At 69.5% G+C, this 16,010-nt stretch carries 15 protein-coding genes; 13 read left to right on the forward strand and 2 right to left on the reverse strand.

All coding sequences use genetic code 11. From position 1 onward, the window contains the following. Nucleotides 1-342 precede the first annotated feature (342 nt). A complete protein-coding gene (locus CES90_RS20735; RefSeq protein WP_189785558.1) occupies nt 343-1,104 on the forward strand; it encodes a MerR family transcriptional regulator in 762 nt (253 codons plus the stop codon). Between the two features lie 152 nt (nt 1,105-1,256). Further along, the gene (locus CES90_RS20740; protein ID WP_189785559.1) at nt 1,257-2,174 is read left to right on the forward strand and encodes a DedA family protein; all 918 of its coding nucleotides are present in this window, start codon (nt 1,257-1,259) and stop codon (nt 2,172-2,174) included. A 132-nt stretch (nt 2,175-2,306) separates the two neighbouring features. Here CES90_RS20740 and CES90_RS20745 read toward each other — a convergent pair whose 3' ends face one another. Together CES90_RS20745 and CES90_RS20750 are read right to left on the reverse strand one after the other, a co-directional pair. Continuing rightward, the gene (locus CES90_RS20745; RefSeq protein WP_189785560.1) at nt 2,307-4,019 is read right to left on the reverse strand and encodes a threonine/serine exporter family protein; all 1,713 of its coding nucleotides are present in this window, start codon (nt 4,017-4,019) and stop codon (nt 2,307-2,309) included. 164 nt (nt 4,020-4,183) lie between these two features. Continuing rightward, nucleotides 4,184-4,675, reverse strand: coding sequence for an inorganic diphosphatase (locus CES90_RS20750; protein ID WP_055520960.1), 492 nt, complete (start codon nt 4,673-4,675; stop codon nt 4,184-4,186). Between the two features lie 79 nt (nt 4,676-4,754). On the opposite strand from CES90_RS20750, the gene dacB reads away from it, so the two are divergent. The 11 genes from dacB to CES90_RS20810 all read left to right on the forward strand — a co-directional run bounded on the left by dacB (nt 4,755) and on the right by CES90_RS20810 (nt 16,009). After that, on the forward strand, nt 4,755-6,437 hold the full coding sequence (dacB, locus tag CES90_RS20755; protein ID WP_189785561.1) for a D-alanyl-D-alanine carboxypeptidase/D-alanyl-D-alanine endopeptidase: 1,683 nt from the start codon (nt 4,755-4,757) through the stop codon (nt 6,435-6,437). 179 nt (nt 6,438-6,616) lie between these two features. After that, the gene (locus CES90_RS20760) at nt 6,617-7,741 is read left to right on the forward strand and encodes a zinc-dependent metalloprotease (protein ID WP_189785562.1); all 1,125 of its coding nucleotides are present in this window, start codon (nt 6,617-6,619) and stop codon (nt 7,739-7,741) included. 192 nt (nt 7,742-7,933) lie between these two features. Beyond that, nucleotides 7,934-9,127 (forward strand): tRNA lysidine(34) synthetase TilS, encoded by a 1,194-nt coding sequence (gene tilS / locus CES90_RS20765; RefSeq protein WP_189785563.1) that lies wholly within the window; start codon nt 7,934-7,936, stop codon nt 9,125-9,127. An 89-nt stretch (nt 9,128-9,216) separates the two neighbouring features. Continuing rightward, nucleotides 9,217-9,777, forward strand: coding sequence for a hypoxanthine phosphoribosyltransferase (hpt, locus tag CES90_RS20770; protein ID WP_149829228.1), 561 nt, complete (start codon nt 9,217-9,219; stop codon nt 9,775-9,777). 234 nt (nt 9,778-10,011) lie between these two features. Beyond that, the gene (gene ftsH, locus CES90_RS20775; protein WP_189785624.1) at nt 10,012-12,030 is read left to right on the forward strand and encodes an ATP-dependent zinc metalloprotease FtsH; all 2,019 of its coding nucleotides are present in this window, start codon (nt 10,012-10,014) and stop codon (nt 12,028-12,030) included. 175 nt (nt 12,031-12,205) lie between these two features. Beyond that, entirely contained in the window at nt 12,206-12,811 is a 606-nt protein-coding gene (gene folE / locus CES90_RS20785) for a GTP cyclohydrolase I FolE (RefSeq protein ID WP_189785564.1), read from the forward strand. Nucleotides 12,812-12,869: 58 nt separating this feature from the next. Next, nucleotides 12,870-13,736, forward strand: coding sequence for a dihydropteroate synthase (gene folP / locus CES90_RS20790; protein ID WP_189785565.1), 867 nt, complete (start codon nt 12,870-12,872; stop codon nt 13,734-13,736). Then, nucleotides 13,733-14,236 (forward strand): nuclear transport factor 2 family protein, encoded by a 504-nt coding sequence (locus tag CES90_RS20795; protein ID WP_189785566.1) that lies wholly within the window; start codon nt 13,733-13,735, stop codon nt 14,234-14,236. The genes folP and CES90_RS20795 overlap by 4 nt, the downstream gene beginning before the upstream one ends. A gap of 249 nt (nt 14,237-14,485) precedes the next feature. Beyond that, a complete protein-coding gene (gene folB / locus CES90_RS20800; protein WP_149829232.1) occupies nt 14,486-14,845 on the forward strand; it encodes a dihydroneopterin aldolase in 360 nt (119 codons plus the stop codon). Further along, the gene (folK, locus tag CES90_RS20805) at nt 14,842-15,453 is read left to right on the forward strand and encodes a 2-amino-4-hydroxy-6-hydroxymethyldihydropteridine diphosphokinase (RefSeq protein ID WP_189785567.1); all 612 of its coding nucleotides are present in this window, start codon (nt 14,842-14,844) and stop codon (nt 15,451-15,453) included. The genes folB and folK overlap by 4 nt, the downstream gene beginning before the upstream one ends. A gap of 70 nt (nt 15,454-15,523) precedes the next feature. Then, nucleotides 15,524-16,009 carry a DUF3180 domain-containing protein gene (locus tag CES90_RS20810; RefSeq protein ID WP_189785568.1) on the forward strand — a complete coding sequence of 162 codons (486 nt, stop codon included), beginning with the start codon at nt 15,524-15,526 and terminating at the stop codon, nt 16,007-16,009. Nucleotide 16,010 lies beyond the last annotated feature (1 nt).

Consider the following 16,010-nt stretch of genomic DNA (forward strand, 5'->3'; position numbering starts at 1 on the left):
CTTCCCCCGTCCCTGGACGATCCGTTGGCCCGCACCCCCGTGACGGGCCACGCGTCTCGTCCACGGAAACAGCCGATCGAGCAGTGGCCGTTGTCCCTGCCTCACGACGGGACTGTTCCGGTTGAACGAGACTCACCCTAGGAAGACCGCCAGAGGCAGGCCATTGCACAAGTGCACGGTCGGCGCGGCGAGGCTTTGCGTAGTGCACTGCGAACCGCCCACAGCGCCCACGCAGTGCATTTCGACATTCCGACGACTTACTGAAGTGCACGGCTTGCACCTCACGTGGCGTGAGGACTCAGCCTGGAGCGCGTACCGAGAAAGGGACAAGGGAGCGGAAGCATGAGCTACACCGTGGGGCAGGTCGCCGGATTCGCCGGGATCACGGTGCGCACACTGCATCACTACGACGAGATCGGCCTGCTCGTACCGAGCGAGCGCACCCACGCGGGCCACCGCCGCTACGGCGACGCCGACCTCGACCGGCTCCAGCAGATCCTGTTCTACCGAGAGCTCGGCTTCCCCCTCGACGAGGTCGCGACCCTGCTCGACGACCCGGACGCGGACCCGCGCGAACACCTGCGCCGCCAGCACGAACTGCTGACCGCCCGGATCGAGAAGCTGAAGAAGATGGCCGCGGCCGTGGAACACGCCATGGAGGCACGCAAGATGGGCATCAACCTCACGCCCGAGGAGAAGTTCGAGGTCTTCGGGGACAAGGACCCCGAGCAGTACGCCGAGGAGGCCGAACAGCGCTGGGGCAACACGGAGGCGTACGCCGAGTCGCAGCGCCGGGCCGCCTCGTACACCAAGGAGGACTGGAAACGCCTGATGGCCGAGGCGAACGACTGGGCCGAGCGCTACACGGCCCTGATGGTCGAGGGGGAGCCGCCGGCCGGTGAGCGGGCCATGGACATGGCCGAGGAGCACCGGCGCCATATCGGCGCCTGGTACTACGACTGCCCGTACGAGACGCACCAGTGCCTGGGGGAGATGTACATCTCCGACGAGCGTTTCAAGGCGTTCTACGACTCCATGCGCCCAGGCCTCGCCGAACACCTGCGGGACGCCATCGTCGCCAACGCGGCCCGCCACGGGGGCTGACCGGCCCACAGCTTGGTCTCAGTGTGCCCACAGGGCACTCTGGAGGAACCAGTGGAACCTAGTGGGGTGACCGTGCGTTGATAGCTTTGGTCACCCCTGTGGGTGCCACCCACAGGCTTGCCCCTCTTCCTCACCCCCAGGAGCCCGGAACCGTGACGACGATCGCCCTCGGACCGAGCTGGCTGGACCCCGACTATCTGCTCGACTCGTTCGGGATCTGGGGCCTGCTCCTGATCGTGTTCGCCGAGTCCGGGCTCCTCATCGGCTTCTTCCTGCCGGGTGACTCGCTGCTCTTCACCGCGGGCATGCTGATCACCGCCAAGACGCTGGACTTCCCGTTGTGGCTGGCCATCGTCCTGATCTGCGTCTCCGCCATCCTGGGCGATCAGGCGGGCTACATGTTCGGCAAGAAGGTCGGCCCCGCCCTCTTCAAGCGGCCCGACTCCCGCCTGTTCAAGCAGGAGAACGTCACCAAGGCCCACGAGTTCTTCGAGAAGCACGGCCCGAAGTCCCTGATCCTGGCCCGCTTCGTGCCCATCGTGCGCACGTTCACGCCGATCATCGCGGGCGTCAGCGGCATGCGGTACCGCACGTTCCTGATCTTCAACATCGTCGGCGGCATCCTCTGGGGCGCGGGCGTCACCCTCCTCGGCTCCTGGCTCGGCCAGATCGGCTTCGTCCGCAAGAACATCGAGGCGATGCTGCTCCTGATCGTCTTCCTCTCGGTGGTCCCGATCATCATCGAGTTCTGGAAGGCCAGGAAGGCCAAGAAGAACCGGCCCGCCCCCACCCCGGCCCACCATCAGCAGGCGCCCGCCACGGACGACGCCACGACCCAACTCCGCCGCATCCCGTCGAACGACCAGCCCCAGCAGCAGCCGTACGACCAGAACCAGAACTACGGCAACCAGCACTACGGCAACCAGGGCTACGCAAACGAGGACTACGGCAACCAGGGCTACCAGGACTACGGCCACCAGCAGCAGCCGTACGCCCAGCAGTACCCGCAACAGCAGCAGTACCCGCAACAGCAGCAGTACCCGCAGAACCAGGACCACCCCCAGTACTGACCAGCGCCGGGCAACCCCCGCGCCCCAAAGGGACGCGGGGCTGTGACACTTGCGGTTCCGCCGCGTGGGCGCGATCAGCCACAACGGGCCCGCAGCCGCCAACAGACACTGTCCCCCGAGCTGTCAGGCGCCCTAGAACCCTCGGGTCCGCTTCGCCGCCTTCCGCCCAGCCCGCGCGGCACCAGGCAAGAACAACCGGAACAACTCGGACCCCAGATTCACCCCGATGGCAATAGCCATGGCCAACGCCGCGGCCTTGGTCAGCGAAACCAACCCGGCGTCCACATCATTCTGCGCGAACGCCAACAATCCGAAATACGTGGCCGACCCCGGCAGCAGGGGTCCGATCGCCGCGGTCGTGTACGGCAACGCCGAAGCGAACCGATACCGCGACAACAGCTGCCCGAACAGCCCCACCACCCCCGCCGCCACCGCCGTGGAGGCGACCGGCGAGATCCCACCCGCGTCATGCATGGCCCCGTACACCGCCCACGCCACCCCGCCGTTCAACGTCACGACCAGCACGGTGGAGCGTTCCTGCTGAAGCAGCACCGCGAAGGTCAACGACAACAGCATCGACGCGACGAGCTGCCAGACGGGCCGCTCGGCGCTGCCGAGCGCGGCGTCGGGGTTGAGCTGGGCGCCCAGCTTCACGCCGAAGTACAGGACGAGCAGCACCCCCACCACGATGCCCACGAAGAGGTACATGACCTCCAGCAGCCGGGCGGAGGCGGTGATGTAGTACCCGGTCAGCCCGTCCTGCACGCCCGCCACCAGCGCCCGCCCGGGCAGCAGCGCGAAGAGCCCACCGGTGATGACGGCGGAAGCCTCCACGTCGACGTGCGCGACGGTCAGGGCCACCCCGATCGCGGCCGGCGGCATCGCGGCCACCAGGAACTGGTAGAACTCCGGCAGCCCCCGCCCCGAGCACACCCACGCCAGCCGGTCGCCGAGCATCGCGCCCAGTGCGGCGGCGACGAAGACGACGACCCCACCGCCGACCAGCACGGACGCGGCGCCCGCGAGCAGCCCGCTCGCCCCGGTCAGCACCCAGCCGGGATACGGGTGCCGGTTGCGCCGTATCTCGGCGAGCCGCCGGTACGCCTCCTCCAGCGAGATCGCCGTCTCCGGGTCGCTGAGATCGTCCACCAGCTGGAACACGGCCGCGAGCCGGGTGTAGTCCGTGGCCCGCCGCCGTACGATCCGGGACGCCGTGACGGGGTCGTCCACGAGCGACGGCTGGTAGGTGATCGACAACTGGGTGAAGGTGACGGTGGGTTCGCAGCGGTCGAGGGCGTAGGACCGGCAGACGGCGAACATCGCCGCCTCCACGTCCTCCGCGCCCTCGCCGCCCGCGAGCAGCAGTTCGCCGATGCGCAGCGTCAGGTCGAGCACACGCGGCACGGCGGGCCCCGGCTCGTCCCCCGTCCGCGCGGGACGCTCCGGCGCCGGCCGCTCCGCCACCGGCATCCGCAGCATGGTGCGCATCCGGTCCTGCCAGGGCACGTCCTTGGTCAGGCTGACGGCCGGGATCCCACTGGGCGGAGTGAAGGCGTCCGGCGCGAACCGCGCGCCGGCGCTGTACGTGCGCGGCGGACTGAAAGCGGACCCCTCGGGCTCCTGGGAGACCGGCTCGGGCGGCGCCAGCCCCTCCGGCAGGGCGAACTCGGAGGTCGTCTGCGACTCGGACTCCGTGGCGGCGGCCGGCATGTCCAGCCCGGCGGGGATCGCGAACTCGGAGGTCGCCGACGACTCGCTGTCGACCACCGGTGCGAGGCCCACCGGCACGAAAGTACCGCCCGCCTCGTCCGACACCGGCTTGCGGTCGTCCTCGGGTTCCGTCACTCCCACTCCGCCGCGCTCCCTGTACGACACCGCTCACTCCGCCTCAGTATGCGCACCGATACGCACTGACACGCGAACTGATACGTGAACGGGCCACGCAACCCTCAAAGGGTCACGCGGCCCGTTCACGTCAACGGCCGACAAGGCCAGAGACCAACCAAGCGTCAGTGGCCGCCCTGCTCCTTGAAGCGCTTGTACGACTTCTCGACCTCGGCCTCGGCCTCGGCGCGGCCCACCCAGTCGGCGCCCTCGACGGACTTGCCGGGCTCCAGGTCCTTGTAGACCTCGAAGAAGTGCTGGATCTCCAGGCGATCGAACTCCGACACGTGGTGGATGTCACGCAGGTGCTCCACCCGCGGGTCGGACGCCGGAACGCACAGCAGCTTGTCGTCCCCACCGGCCTCGTCGGTCATCCGGAACATGCCGATCGCGCGGCACTTGATGAGGCAGCCGGGGAAGGTCGGCTCCTCCAGGATGACCAGCGCGTCCAGCGGGTCGCCGTCCTCGCCGAGGGTGTTCTCGACGAAGCCGTAGTCGGCCGGGTAGCTGGTCGAGGTGAAGAGGCGACGGTCCAGGCGGATCCGACCGGTCTCGTGGTCCACCTCGTACTTGTTCCGCGAACCCTTCGGAATCTCGATCGTGACGTCGAACTCCACCGGTGGCTCCTCCATGATCAACACATAGTTCTGATGGTTAAGTGTCCCTCACGCAGGTGTGTGATCGCGAAAGGGGCTGGTGGTCGTGCCTGAGCCGAAGGTCTGGCGGGCCGCGAGACCGCATGTGGTGCGGGTCGCGCGCGCCGTGAAACCGGGTGTCGTACGCATCGGACACGCCGTGAAGCCCGGTGCCGCGCGCGTCGCACAGGCCGTGAAACCCGGTGTCGTACGCGCCGCGAGCGCCGTCACGGCGCGCTCTTCGCAGCTCGCGAGGAGCACGAAGAAGCTCACGACCCTCCAGTTCACCGCCGGCGCGGCAACCCTGGGGCTGGTGCTCACGGCCGGGGCGGTGGCCGCCGCCGGTCCCTGGGACTCCAGCGGTCAGCGTACGGCCGAGCGCGACTGGGCGGCATCGCGCGGTGGCGAGGGTGGCGCAGATCACGGACGTAATTCCGGTACGTCGTCCGGTGCGGCCGCGGGGGCGCCCAAGCCCGCGCCGAGCGCCCCCTTTGTGCTGTCCGGCCTCGGCGGCGCCTCCGGCGCGGGGTCCGCGCCCGGTGGTGACGCCCTCGCCGCCGCCCTCGACCCGCTGCTGAACGCCCCGGCGCTCGGCCCCCGCCGCGCGGCCGCCGTCGTCGACGTCGCGACCGGCGAACTGCTCTACGCCCAGGGCGTCGACGACGCCCTCACCCCCGCCTCCACCACCAAGATCGCCACCGCCGCGGCGGCCCTGAGCGCGGCCGGCCCCGACCACCGCATCCAGACCCGTACGGTCCTGGAGCCCGACTCCGCCGACGTCGTCCTCGTCGGCGGCGGCGACCCCACCCTCACCGCCGACAAGGACCGTGGGGGCACCTCCCGCTCGAGCGAAGTCGAGAGTGGGGGAGGGTACGCGAGCCTGAGCAGCCTCGCCGACGAGACGGCCACCGCCCTCGAAAAGCGTCACCTGAACGAGATCACCCTCACCTACGACACGTCCCTGTACGACGGACCCGAGCAGCACACGATCGGCGAGAACCCCAACCTTGCCCTCGTCACCCCCCTCATGGTCGACGAGGCCCGTCTGAACGACTCCTCCAGCGGCCCCACCAAGCGCAGCAAGAACCCGGCGGCGGACGCGACCGCGAAGTTCGCCGACCTCCTGGAGGACCGGGGCATCAAGACGAAGATCAAGGGGCTCGGGGAGACGACGAAGAACGCCAAGGAACTCGCCGCGGTCTCCTCCCCGCCCCTCTCCACCCTCGTCGAGCGCATGCTCACCAACAGCGACAACGACATCGCGGAGGCCCTGGCCCGCCAGGTCGCGCTCGCGACGGGCGAGCAGCCGAGCTTCGAAGGCGGCGCGGCGGCGATCAAGAAGGAACTGAAGAAGCTCGAACTGCCCGTCGACGGAGTCGAGTTCGCGGACGGCAGCGGCCTCAGCCGGGGCAACGAGCTCACCCCCGCCCTCCTCACCGCCCTCCTCGCCGAGTCCGCCGCCCCCTCCCACCCCGAACTCCGCCCCGTCCTCACCGGCCTCCCGGTGGCCGGCTTCACCGGCACCCTCACCACCCGCTACACCCCCGACGCCTCCGGCACCGGCGTAGTACGAGCCAAAACAGGCACCCTGACCGGCGTGAACACCCTCGCGGGCACAGTGGTGGACGCCGAAGGCCGCCTCCTGTCCTTCGCCTTCCTGGCAACAGAAACGACAGACGCGACGGGAGCCCAGCGGGCCTTGGACGCGGCAGCATCAACACTGGCGACTTGCGGCTGCCGCTGAGCTGTGGGGAAAGCCGGGGCGCAGCCCCGAGCTTTCAGGGGCGCGGGGCTGTGTCGATTTGCGGCTCCGCCGCGTGGGCGCGACCAGCCCCCACCCACCCGCACGTACCCAGCCCCCCAAGGCACCCCCCACCCCTCACAGCCTGCCCCAAGCGGCAGCGCTCACGTACCGTTGACGACATGACTCGTATCGGTGGTGCCGAGATGGTCGACTGGAATCTCGCGGTGGCGACCGCGACCCGGCTCGTGCGGCCGGGCCCCGAGGTGAGCCGCGACGAGGCCCGGGCCATCGTCGCCGAGCTCCGCCGACACGCGAAGGCGTCCGAGGAACACGTCCGCGCGTTCACGCGGATGCTCCCCGACACGGCCGACGACACCCCGGTGCTCGTCGTCGACCGTCCCGGCTGGGTCCGCGCCAACGTCGCCGGCTTCCGTGAGCTGCTGAAACCTCTGCTGGACAAGATGCAGGAACGTCGCGGCAGCACCCCGGGCGGCGCCGTGCTGGGCGCGGTGGGCGGCAAGGTCACCGGCGTGGAGCTGGGGATGCTGCTGTCGTTCCTGGCCTCCCGGGTCCTCGGCCAGTACGAGACGTTCGCCCCGGCGACCCGTGACCTCCCGGCGGGGGAGAACGGCGGCGGTCGGCTGCTGCTGGTCGCGCCGAACATCGTGCACGTGGAGCGCGAGCTCGACGTACAGCCCCACGACTTCCGGCTCTGGGTGACTCTGCACGAGGAGACGCACCGGACGCAGTTCACGGCGGTGCCCTGGCTGCGGGACCACCTCGAGGGCGAAATCCAGTCGTTCTTGGGGGAGACGGAGGTCGACCCCATGACCGTCCTGGAGCGCATCAGAGAGGCCGCCCAGTCACTCGCGGGTGGTCGGCCCGAGGGAGAGGTGGGCGACGACGGTCACTCGATCGTGGAGCTGGTGCAGACCCCCGCCCAGCGGGAGATCCTCGGCCGCCTCACCGCCGTCATGTCGCTGCTGGAGGGCCACGCCGACTTCGTCATGGACGGGGTGGGCCCGGCGGTCGTGCCGTCCGTCGCCGAGATCCGCGAGAAGTTCCAGCAGCGACGCGCGAAGGGCGCCTCGCGACTGGACCTCGCCCTGCGCAAGCTGCTGGGTCTGGATGCCAAACTCAGGCAGTACCGGGACGGGGAACGGTTCGTACGGGCGGTCGTCGAACAGGTCGGCATGGACGGTTTCAACCGTGTGTGGACCTCCCCGAACACCCTGCCGACCAAGGCGGAGATCGCCAAACCGGCGGATTGGATCGCGCGGGTGCATCGCAAGGCCGAGTCGTGAGCCGCGCGCGAGCGTGGTGAACGAATCCGGCCGACGGCAGGCAAACGCCCCTTCAATCACCCGTCCGAGGGACCGTGAGCGATGGGTAGGCGTGCAATGCTCGGGGAACGGCCCGGTTCTGTCACCATCTACACACTCTGAGTGACCGAACCTCGGGCTCACCCCCCGACAATTTCATGAAGGGAACCGGACATGGGTCCCCACCCCGCGGTCGCGGCGATACGCCTGGCGGTCCGCCGCGTACTCCACGACATCCTCACCGAACACCACACCAACGCCACCCGTCGCACGCCCGCCTACGCGACCCCGGGCGCGCCTTTCGTCGCAGGCGCACAACCGGTGCCCACACCCCCCACGGCCGTACCGTCCGCGACCGTGTCCGCCGGTATCGGCCCCTCTGAGCTCCCTGGGCTCCCCGGATCCGGGTCCGCGGAGTCCGCGCACGCCGGAACCGCCCCGCACGAGCAGCTTCCCCCGCCGCTCGTGCTCGTCGCGTGCTCCGGTGGCGCCGACTCCATGGCGCTCGCGTCCGCCCTCGCCTTCGAGGCGCCCAAGCTCGGCATCCGGGCCGGCGGCATCACCGTCGACCACGGCCTGCAGTCGGGCTCCGACCTGCGCGCCGAGGAAGTCGTGCTGCGCCTGCGCGAACTCGGCCTGGACCCGGCCGAGTCCGTCGCCGTGACCGTCGGCCGTGACGGTGGCCCCGAGGCCGCCGCCCGCGACGCCCGCTACGCCGCCCTGGACGCCGCCCTCGAACGCCACGGGGCCACCGCCGTCCTGCTCGGCCACACCCGCGACGACCAAGCCGAAACCGTCCTGCTCGGCCTCGCCCGCGGCTCCGGCATCCGCTCCCTGTCCGGCATGGCCGCGGTCTCGGGGTCCGACGGCCGCTACCGCCGCCCCTTCCTCGCGCTCGACCGGCAGACCGCCCGCAACGCTTGCATGGCCCAGTCCCTGCCCGTCTGGGACGACCCGCACAACGTCGACCGCGCCTACACCCGCTCGCGCCTCCGCCACGAGGGCCTGCCCGCCCTGGAGAAAGCGCTCGGCAAGGGCGTCGTCGAGGCCCTCGCCCGTACGGCCCAGCTCTCCCGCGACGACGCCGACGCCCTCGACACCTGGGCCCGCCAGGCCGAGGCCTCCGTCCGGGACGCCTCCGGCCTCCTGGAGTGCGCGAAGCTCTACGCCCTGCCCCCCGCCGTACGCCGCCGCATTCTGCGCCGCGCCGCCATCGAGGCCGGTGCCCCGGCCGGTTCCCTCTTCGCCCGGCACATCGAGGAAGTCGACCGTCTTATCACCGGCTGGCGCGGTCAGGGAGCCATCAATCTCCCCGGCCGGGTCGTCGCCCAGCGCCAGGGTGGCAGACTGGTGATTCGGCAAGGCTGAATCCGGACGCCGACGGGCCCCTCACACGGGCCCCCGGCCCCCTCGTGCGGGACGGGCGTCCGGGAGCGGCCCTGGGACGACCGAAAGTGATGCGGGTGGACGCGAAAGACATGGGTACCGACCTCAAAGAGGTACTCATCACCAAGGAAGAGATCGACGCGAAGCTGGCCGAGCTGGCCGCGAAGATCGACGCGGAGTACGCGGGCAAGGACCTGCTCATCGTCGGAGTCCTCAAGGGCGCCGTGATGGTCATGGCGGACCTCGCCCGGGCGCTGTCCACCCCGGTCACCATGGACTGGATGGCCGTGTCCTCCTACGGCGCGGGCACCCAGTCCTCCGGCGTGGTGCGGATCCTCAAGGACCTCGACACCGACATCAAGGGCAAGCACGTCCTGATCGTCGAGGACATCATCGACTCCGGCCTGACCCTGTCCTGGCTGATCTCCAACCTCGGCTCCCGCGAGCCCGCCTCCCTCAAGGTGTGCACGCTGCTGCGCAAGCCGGACGCCGCCAAGGTCGCCATCGACGTGGAGTGGGTCGGCTTCGACATCCCCAACGAGTTCGTCGTCGGCTACGGCCTCGACTACGCCGAGAAGTACCGCAACCTCCCGTTCGTCGGTACGCTCGCGCCCCACGTCTACGGCGGCTGAAACACCCTCGTCACGAGGCAGGTGTCGTCCTCGTCACGACGACGGGCCAGTCTTCCTAAGACGCTCGGGAACCCCAGCGGGTTTCGCGCCGTTGGAGCATGCGAGGACGGGATTGCCATCAGTCCCGAGCGGCTCCCATGCGGCTTCGGGTGACAATGCTGGGGTACCGTCCGAAGAACAGTCTTTATCAAACTCACTATGGCAGGAGGGACGGGGCGGCACCGCTCCGTATGGATGGACGTGAAGCGATACTTCCGTGGGCCGGTCATGTGGATCGTGCTGGCCGTCCTTGCCGTGGTCGTGTTGATGCAGGTCGTCGGCTCGTCCGGCGGCTACAAGACGGTGGACACGGGCCAGGTCGTCCAGGCGATCAATGACAACAAGGTCCAAGAGGCCAAGCTGACCACCGGTGAAGAGCAGACCATCAAGGTCCAGCTCAAGGAAGGTCAGAAGATCGAGGGCAGCTCGAAGATCCAGGCGAGCTACATCGGCGATCAGGGCGTGACCCTCGCGAACACGCTGCAGGACAAGTTCCAGAACAAGCAGATCCCCGACGGCTACACGGTCTCCCCGACCAAGCAGAACGCTTTCGTCGGCATCCTGCTGTCGCTGCTCCCCTTCGTCCTCATCGTGGTCGTCTTCCTGTTCCTGATGAACCAGATGCAGGGCGGCGGCTCCCGAGTGATGAACTTCGGGAAGTCCAAGGCCAAGCTCATCACCAAGGACACCCCGAAGACGACGTTCTCCGACGTCGCGGGTGCGGACGAGGCCGTCGAGGAACTCCACGAGATCAAGGAGTTCCTGCAGGAGCCCGCCAAGTTCCAGGCGGTCGGCGCCAAGATCCCCAAGGGCGTGCTGCTCTACGGCCCGCCCGGTACGGGCAAGACGCTGCTCGCGCGCGCCGTCGCGGGCGAGGCGGGTGTCCCCTTCTACTCGATCTCCGGTTCCGACTTCGTCGAGATGTTCGTCGGTGTCGGTGCCTCCCGAGTCCGTGACCTGTTCGAGCAGGCCAAGGCGAACGCCCCGGCGATCGTCTTCGTCGACGAGATCGACGCGGTCGGCCGCCATCGCGGCGCCGGCCTCGGCGGTGGTCACGACGAGCGGGAGCAGACCCTGAACCAGCTCCTTGTCGAGATGGACGGCTTCGACGTCAAGGGCGGTGTGATCCTCATCGCCGCGACGAACCGCCCCGACATCCTCGACCCGGCGCTGCTGCGTCCCGGCCGTTTCGACCGGCAGATCGCCGTCGACCGCCCGGACATGCAGGGTCGTCTGGAGATCCTCAAGGTCCACCAGAAGGGCAAGCCGGTCGCGCCCGACGTCGACCTGTCCGCCGTCGCCCGCCGCACCCCCGGCATGACGGGTGCCGATCTCTCCAACGTGCTGAACGAGGCCGCGCTCCTCACGGCCCGCAGCGACAAGAAGCTGATCGACAACCAGATGCTGGACGAGGCGATCGACCGCGTGGTCGCGGGCCCGCAGAAGCGGACCCGGATCATGTCGGACAAGGAGAAGAAGATCACCGCGTACCACGAGGGCGGTCACGCCCTGGTCGCGGCGGCCTCCCCGAACTCCGACCCGGTCCACAAGATCACGATCTTGTCCCGCGGTCGCGCCCTCGGCTACACCATGGTTCTGCCGGACGAGGACAAGTACTCGACCACCCGCAACGAGATGCTCGACCAGCTGGGCTACATGCTGGGTGGCCGCGCCGCCGAGGAACTGGTCTTCCACGACCCGACCACCGGCGCCGCGAACGACATCGAGAAGGCCACGAACCTGGCCCGCGCGATGGTCACCCAGTACGGCATGACCGAGCGTCTCGGCGCCATCAAGTTCGGCGGCGACAACACCGAGCCGTTCCTCGGACGTGAGATGGCCCACCAGCGCGACTACTCGGAAGAGGTCGCCGCGCTGGTCGACGAAGAGGTCAAGAAGCTCATCGAGAACGCGCACAACGAAGCCTGGGAGATCCTGGTCGAGAACCGCGACGTCCTCGACAACCTGGTGCTTCAGCTGCTGGAGAAGGAGACGCTGGGCAAGGAGGAGATCGCCGAGATCTTCGCCCCCATCGTCAAGCGTCCACCCCGGCCCGCCTGGACCGGCTCCTCCCGCCGCACCCCCTCCACCCGCCCGCCGGTGCTCTCCCCGAAGGAGCTCGCACTGACGAACGGCGCCAACGGCGCGACCCCGGCGATCACCGCCAACACCGCCGCCGTCGACGCCGTCCCGGAGGAGCGTCCCGAGAGCTGACACCCCGGTGAGATCCGGCCACCGAGAGCCCCCGCTCTCGGCCCCGGCCGCCTCACCAGGCCCGGAATGGATGCCGCGCCCCCCTGGTTCTAGCCTGGGGGGCGCGGCATTGTCGTATGGCCGTATGCGAGACGCGTAATCCGTATGCGTCGCAGGCTCAGGAGCGAGGCACCACATGACCGACCCCGTGACGCTGGACGGCGAGGGCACCATCGGCGAGTTCGACGAGAAGCGCGCCGAGAACGCCGTACGAGAGCTGCTCATCGCGGTCGGAGAGGACCCGGACCGGGAGGGGCTGAGGGAGACACCGGGGCGGGTGGCTCGGGCGTATCGGGAGATCTTCGCGGGCCTGTGGCAGCAGCCGGAGGACGTGCTGACCACGACGTTCGACATCGGGCACGACGAAATGGTGCTCGTGAAGGACATCGAGGTGTACAGCACCTGTGAGCATCATCTGGTGCCGTTCCGGGGCGTCGCTCACGTCGGATACATCCCGTCCACCAGCGGCAAGATCACCGGCCTTTCCAAGCTGGCCCGGCTGGTGGACGTCTTCGCCCGCCGGCCGCAGGTGCAGGAACGGCTGACCACGCAGATCGCCGACTCGCTGATGGAGATCCTCGAGCCGCGCGGCGTGATCGTGGTCGTGGAGTGCGAGCACATGTGCATGTCGATGCGGGGCATCCGCAAGCCCGGCGCGAAGACCATAACGTCGGCGGTCCGGGGACAGCTGCGCGACGCGGCGACCCGTAACGAGGCGATGAGCCTCATCATGGCCCACTGACCTGCCCCGCACACCGGGAGCGGCGGACCACGACTACCAGTGGGCCTAGGCTTGGTCCATGAGCAACCAGAACCGGCGCGGCCAAGTGGCTGGGCTGCCCGTGTGGGACCGTTGCGCGGTCATGGGCGTCGTCAATGTCACCCCGGACTCGTTCTCGGACGGCGGACGCTGGTTCGACACCACGGCGGCGGTCAAGCACGGGCTGAACATGGTCGGCGAGGGCGCGGACCTGGTGGACGTCGGCGGTGAGTCGACCCGTCCCGGCGCCACCCGTGTCGACGAGTCCGAGGAACTCAAGCGCGTCATCCCCGTCGTGAAGGGCCTGGCCTCCGAGGGCGTCACCGTCTCCGTGGACACCGTGCGCGCCTCCGTCGCCGAACAGGCACTCGCGGCCGGCGCCGCCCTCGTCAACGACGTCAGCGGTGGCCTCGCCGACCCCGCGATGATCCCCGTCGTAGCGGCGTCCGGTGCCCCCTTCGTGGTCATGCACTGGCGCGGCTTCCTGGAGGGCGGCAACGTCAAGGGTGTGTACGACGATGTCGTCCGCGAGGTCGTCGACGAACTGCACGCGCGCGTGCAGGCCGTTCGCGAGGGCGGTGTCGCGCCGGACCGCATCGTCGTCGACCCGGGTCTCGGCTTCTCCAAGAACGCCGAGCACGACCTCGTCCTCCTCGCCCACCTCGACCGGCTGCACGGCCTCGGCCACCCCTTGCTGGTCGCCGCCTCCCGCAAGCGGTTCCTCGGCCGTGTCCTGGCGGGGCCGGAGGGCTCCCCGCCGCCCGCGCGGGAACGCGACGCCGCGACCGCCGCCGTATCGGCCCTGGCCGCCCAGCAGGGCGCCTGGGCGGTCCGCGTGCACGAGGTGCGCGCCACCGCCGACGCGGTCCGCGTCGCCCGCGCGATCGAAGGGGCCCGGGAGCGGTGAGCTCGGCCCACACCGACGTCGAACAGGTCGAACTCGCCAACACGGCCTTCTACGAGGCGCTGGAACAGGGCGACTTCGACACGCTCTCCTCGCTCTGGCTGGACCCCGCCGACCTGGGCGTCGACGAGGAGTACCACGACCCGGCGGAGACCGGCGTGATCTCCTGCGTGCACCCCGGCTGGCCGGTGCTCACCGGCCGTGGCGAGGTGCTGCGGTCGTACGCGTTGATCATGGCGAACACCGAGTACATCCAGTTCTTCCTGACCGACGTGCATGTCTCGGTCACGGGCGACACCGCCCTGGTGACCTGTACCGAGAACATCCTCAGTGGTGGCCCGGCACCGGACGGCAGCAATGAGCTGGGGCCGCTCGTGGGACAGCTGGTCGTCGCCACGAACCTGTTCCGGCGCACGGCCGACGGGTGGAAACTCTGGTCGCACCATGCCTCTCCCGTACTGACCGAATCCGACAGCGACGAGGGCGACGCATCACCTTCCTGAGGGGGCGGGTGTTCTTCGCGGGCGGAAAAGTGATTGGGAACACGGGACCGCGGGTATACGCGGCATCCGACCCGTGAGCTGCCGTGTTTCCCGGGGAAAACGCTCGATGAACCCTGCCTGTACAGGGGCGCACCACAGGCCTTTGGTGGGCGGTGCTGTCAGTGCCCGCAGGTAGATTCGAGAGTGGCCGGTGCGCCGCCCGCACACGGAAGACATCGGTCGATACCGACGATTGCAGGAGTGATTCGCGTGGATCGTGTCGCGCTGCGCGGCCTGAGGGCCCGTGGGTACCACGGTGTGTTCCCGCACGAACGCGAGGAGGGCCAGACCTTCGTCGTGGATCTGACGCTGGGCCTGGACACCCGACCGGCCGCGGCCGACGACGACCTGGCGAAGACCGTGCACTACGGGATCGTGGCGGAGGAGGTCGTGGGGATCGTCGAGGGCGAGCCGGTGAACCTCATCGAGACGCTCGCCGAGCGCATCGCCCAGGCCTGTCTGAAGCATGACGGGGTCCAGGAGGTCGAGGTCAGCGTCCACAAGCCGAACGCGCCGATCACGGTCCCCTTCGACGACGTGACCGTCACCATCACCCGGAGCCGAGTATGACCGCGTTCTTCACCGAGGGTCAGAGCGACCCGACCGTACAGCCGGTGCCCGCCTCCGTCGTGCAGAAGGTGGACGAGGCCGACACGACCCTGCACAACCCCCGGCGGGCCGTGATCTCCCTCGGCTCGAACCTGGGCAACCGCCTGGAGAACCTTCAGGGCGCCATCGACGCCCTGGAGGACACCCCCGGCCTCCGCATCAAGTCGGTCTCGCCGGTGTACGAGACCGAGCCGTGGGGCGTCGCGCCCGGCAGCCAGCCGAGCTACTTCAACGCGGTCGTCGTCCTGAAGACCACACTGCCGCCGTCGTCCCTCCTTGAGCGCGCCCAGGCCGTCGAGGAGGCCTTCCACCGCGTACGGGACGAGCGGTGGGGGCCGCGCACGCTCGACGTGGACATCGTCGCCTACGCCGACGTGGTCTCCGACGACCCGGTGCTGACCCTGCCCCACCCGCGCGCGCACGAGCGGGCGTTCGTCCTCGCCCCCTGGTACGACGTGGAGCCCGAGGCACAGCTTCCCGGGAGAGGCGCCGTGGCGGAGCTCCTCGCCGACGTCACCCGGGCGGGCGTGTCGCCCCGCGCCGACCTGGAACTTCAACTGCCCGCGTAGTCGTTAAGGTCTACCGGGTCGGGGTCGTCCCCCGACGCCGTCGGACCGCCTGGCTCACCGAAGGGGCATCGTGAAAGAGCTGCGCATCAGGACGCTTGCCACGGTGTTCGTCGTGGCCGGGGTGCTGTCCTGGGCGGGAGCCCGGCTGTGGAACTCGGTGGGAACCCTGCCCAGCGTCCCGCTGGCCGCACCCATCGTCCTCGCCCTGATCGCCGCCGTCCTCACGGCCACGGCACTGTCGATCCGCACCCGGCTCAAGGCCCAGCGGGAGCGCCGGCCGGACGCCAAGGGCGTCGACCCCCTGATGGCCGCCCGCGCGGTCGTGTTCGGGCAGGCCAGCGCCCTGGTCGCCGCCCTCGTCGCCGGGGTGTACGGCGGCGTCGGCGCCTTCCTCCTGGAGCACCTGGAGGTTCCGGCCCGTCGCGACCAGGCCATCTACGCCGGCTTCTCCGTCGTCGCGGGCATCGGCGTCATAGTGGCCGCCTTCTTCCTGGAGCGGGTGTGCAAGCTTCCGGAGGACGACGACAACAACGGGGGCGCGGCGCGGGCGGCGTAGA

It is taken from the genome of Streptomyces capitiformicae (genome assembly GCF_002214185.1).
Classification (GTDB): domain Bacteria; phylum Actinomycetota; class Actinomycetes; order Streptomycetales; family Streptomycetaceae; genus Streptomyces; species Streptomyces capitiformicae.

Coding starts and splice junctions, on each gene's coding strand:
- CES90_RS20735 (WP_189785558.1), top strand. CDS start 343: ATGAGCTACACCGTGGGGCAGGTCGCCGGATTCGCCGGGATCACGGTG.
- tilS (WP_189785563.1), top strand. CDS start 7,934: ATGGGTCCCCACCCCGCGGTCGCGGCGATACGCCTGGCGGTCCGCCGC.
- folK (WP_189785567.1), top strand. CDS start 14,842: ATGACCGCGTTCTTCACCGAGGGTCAGAGCGACCCGACCGTACAGCCG.
- folP (WP_189785565.1), top strand. CDS start 12,870: ATGAGCAACCAGAACCGGCGCGGCCAAGTGGCTGGGCTGCCCGTGTGG.
- folE (WP_189785564.1), top strand. CDS start 12,206: ATGACCGACCCCGTGACGCTGGACGGCGAGGGCACCATCGGCGAGTTC.
- hpt (WP_149829228.1), top strand. CDS start 9,217: ATGCGGGTGGACGCGAAAGACATGGGTACCGACCTCAAAGAGGTACTC.
- ftsH (WP_189785624.1), top strand. CDS start 10,012: ATGGACGTGAAGCGATACTTCCGTGGGCCGGTCATGTGGATCGTGCTG.
- CES90_RS20760 (WP_189785562.1), top strand. CDS start 6,617: ATGACTCGTATCGGTGGTGCCGAGATGGTCGACTGGAATCTCGCGGTG.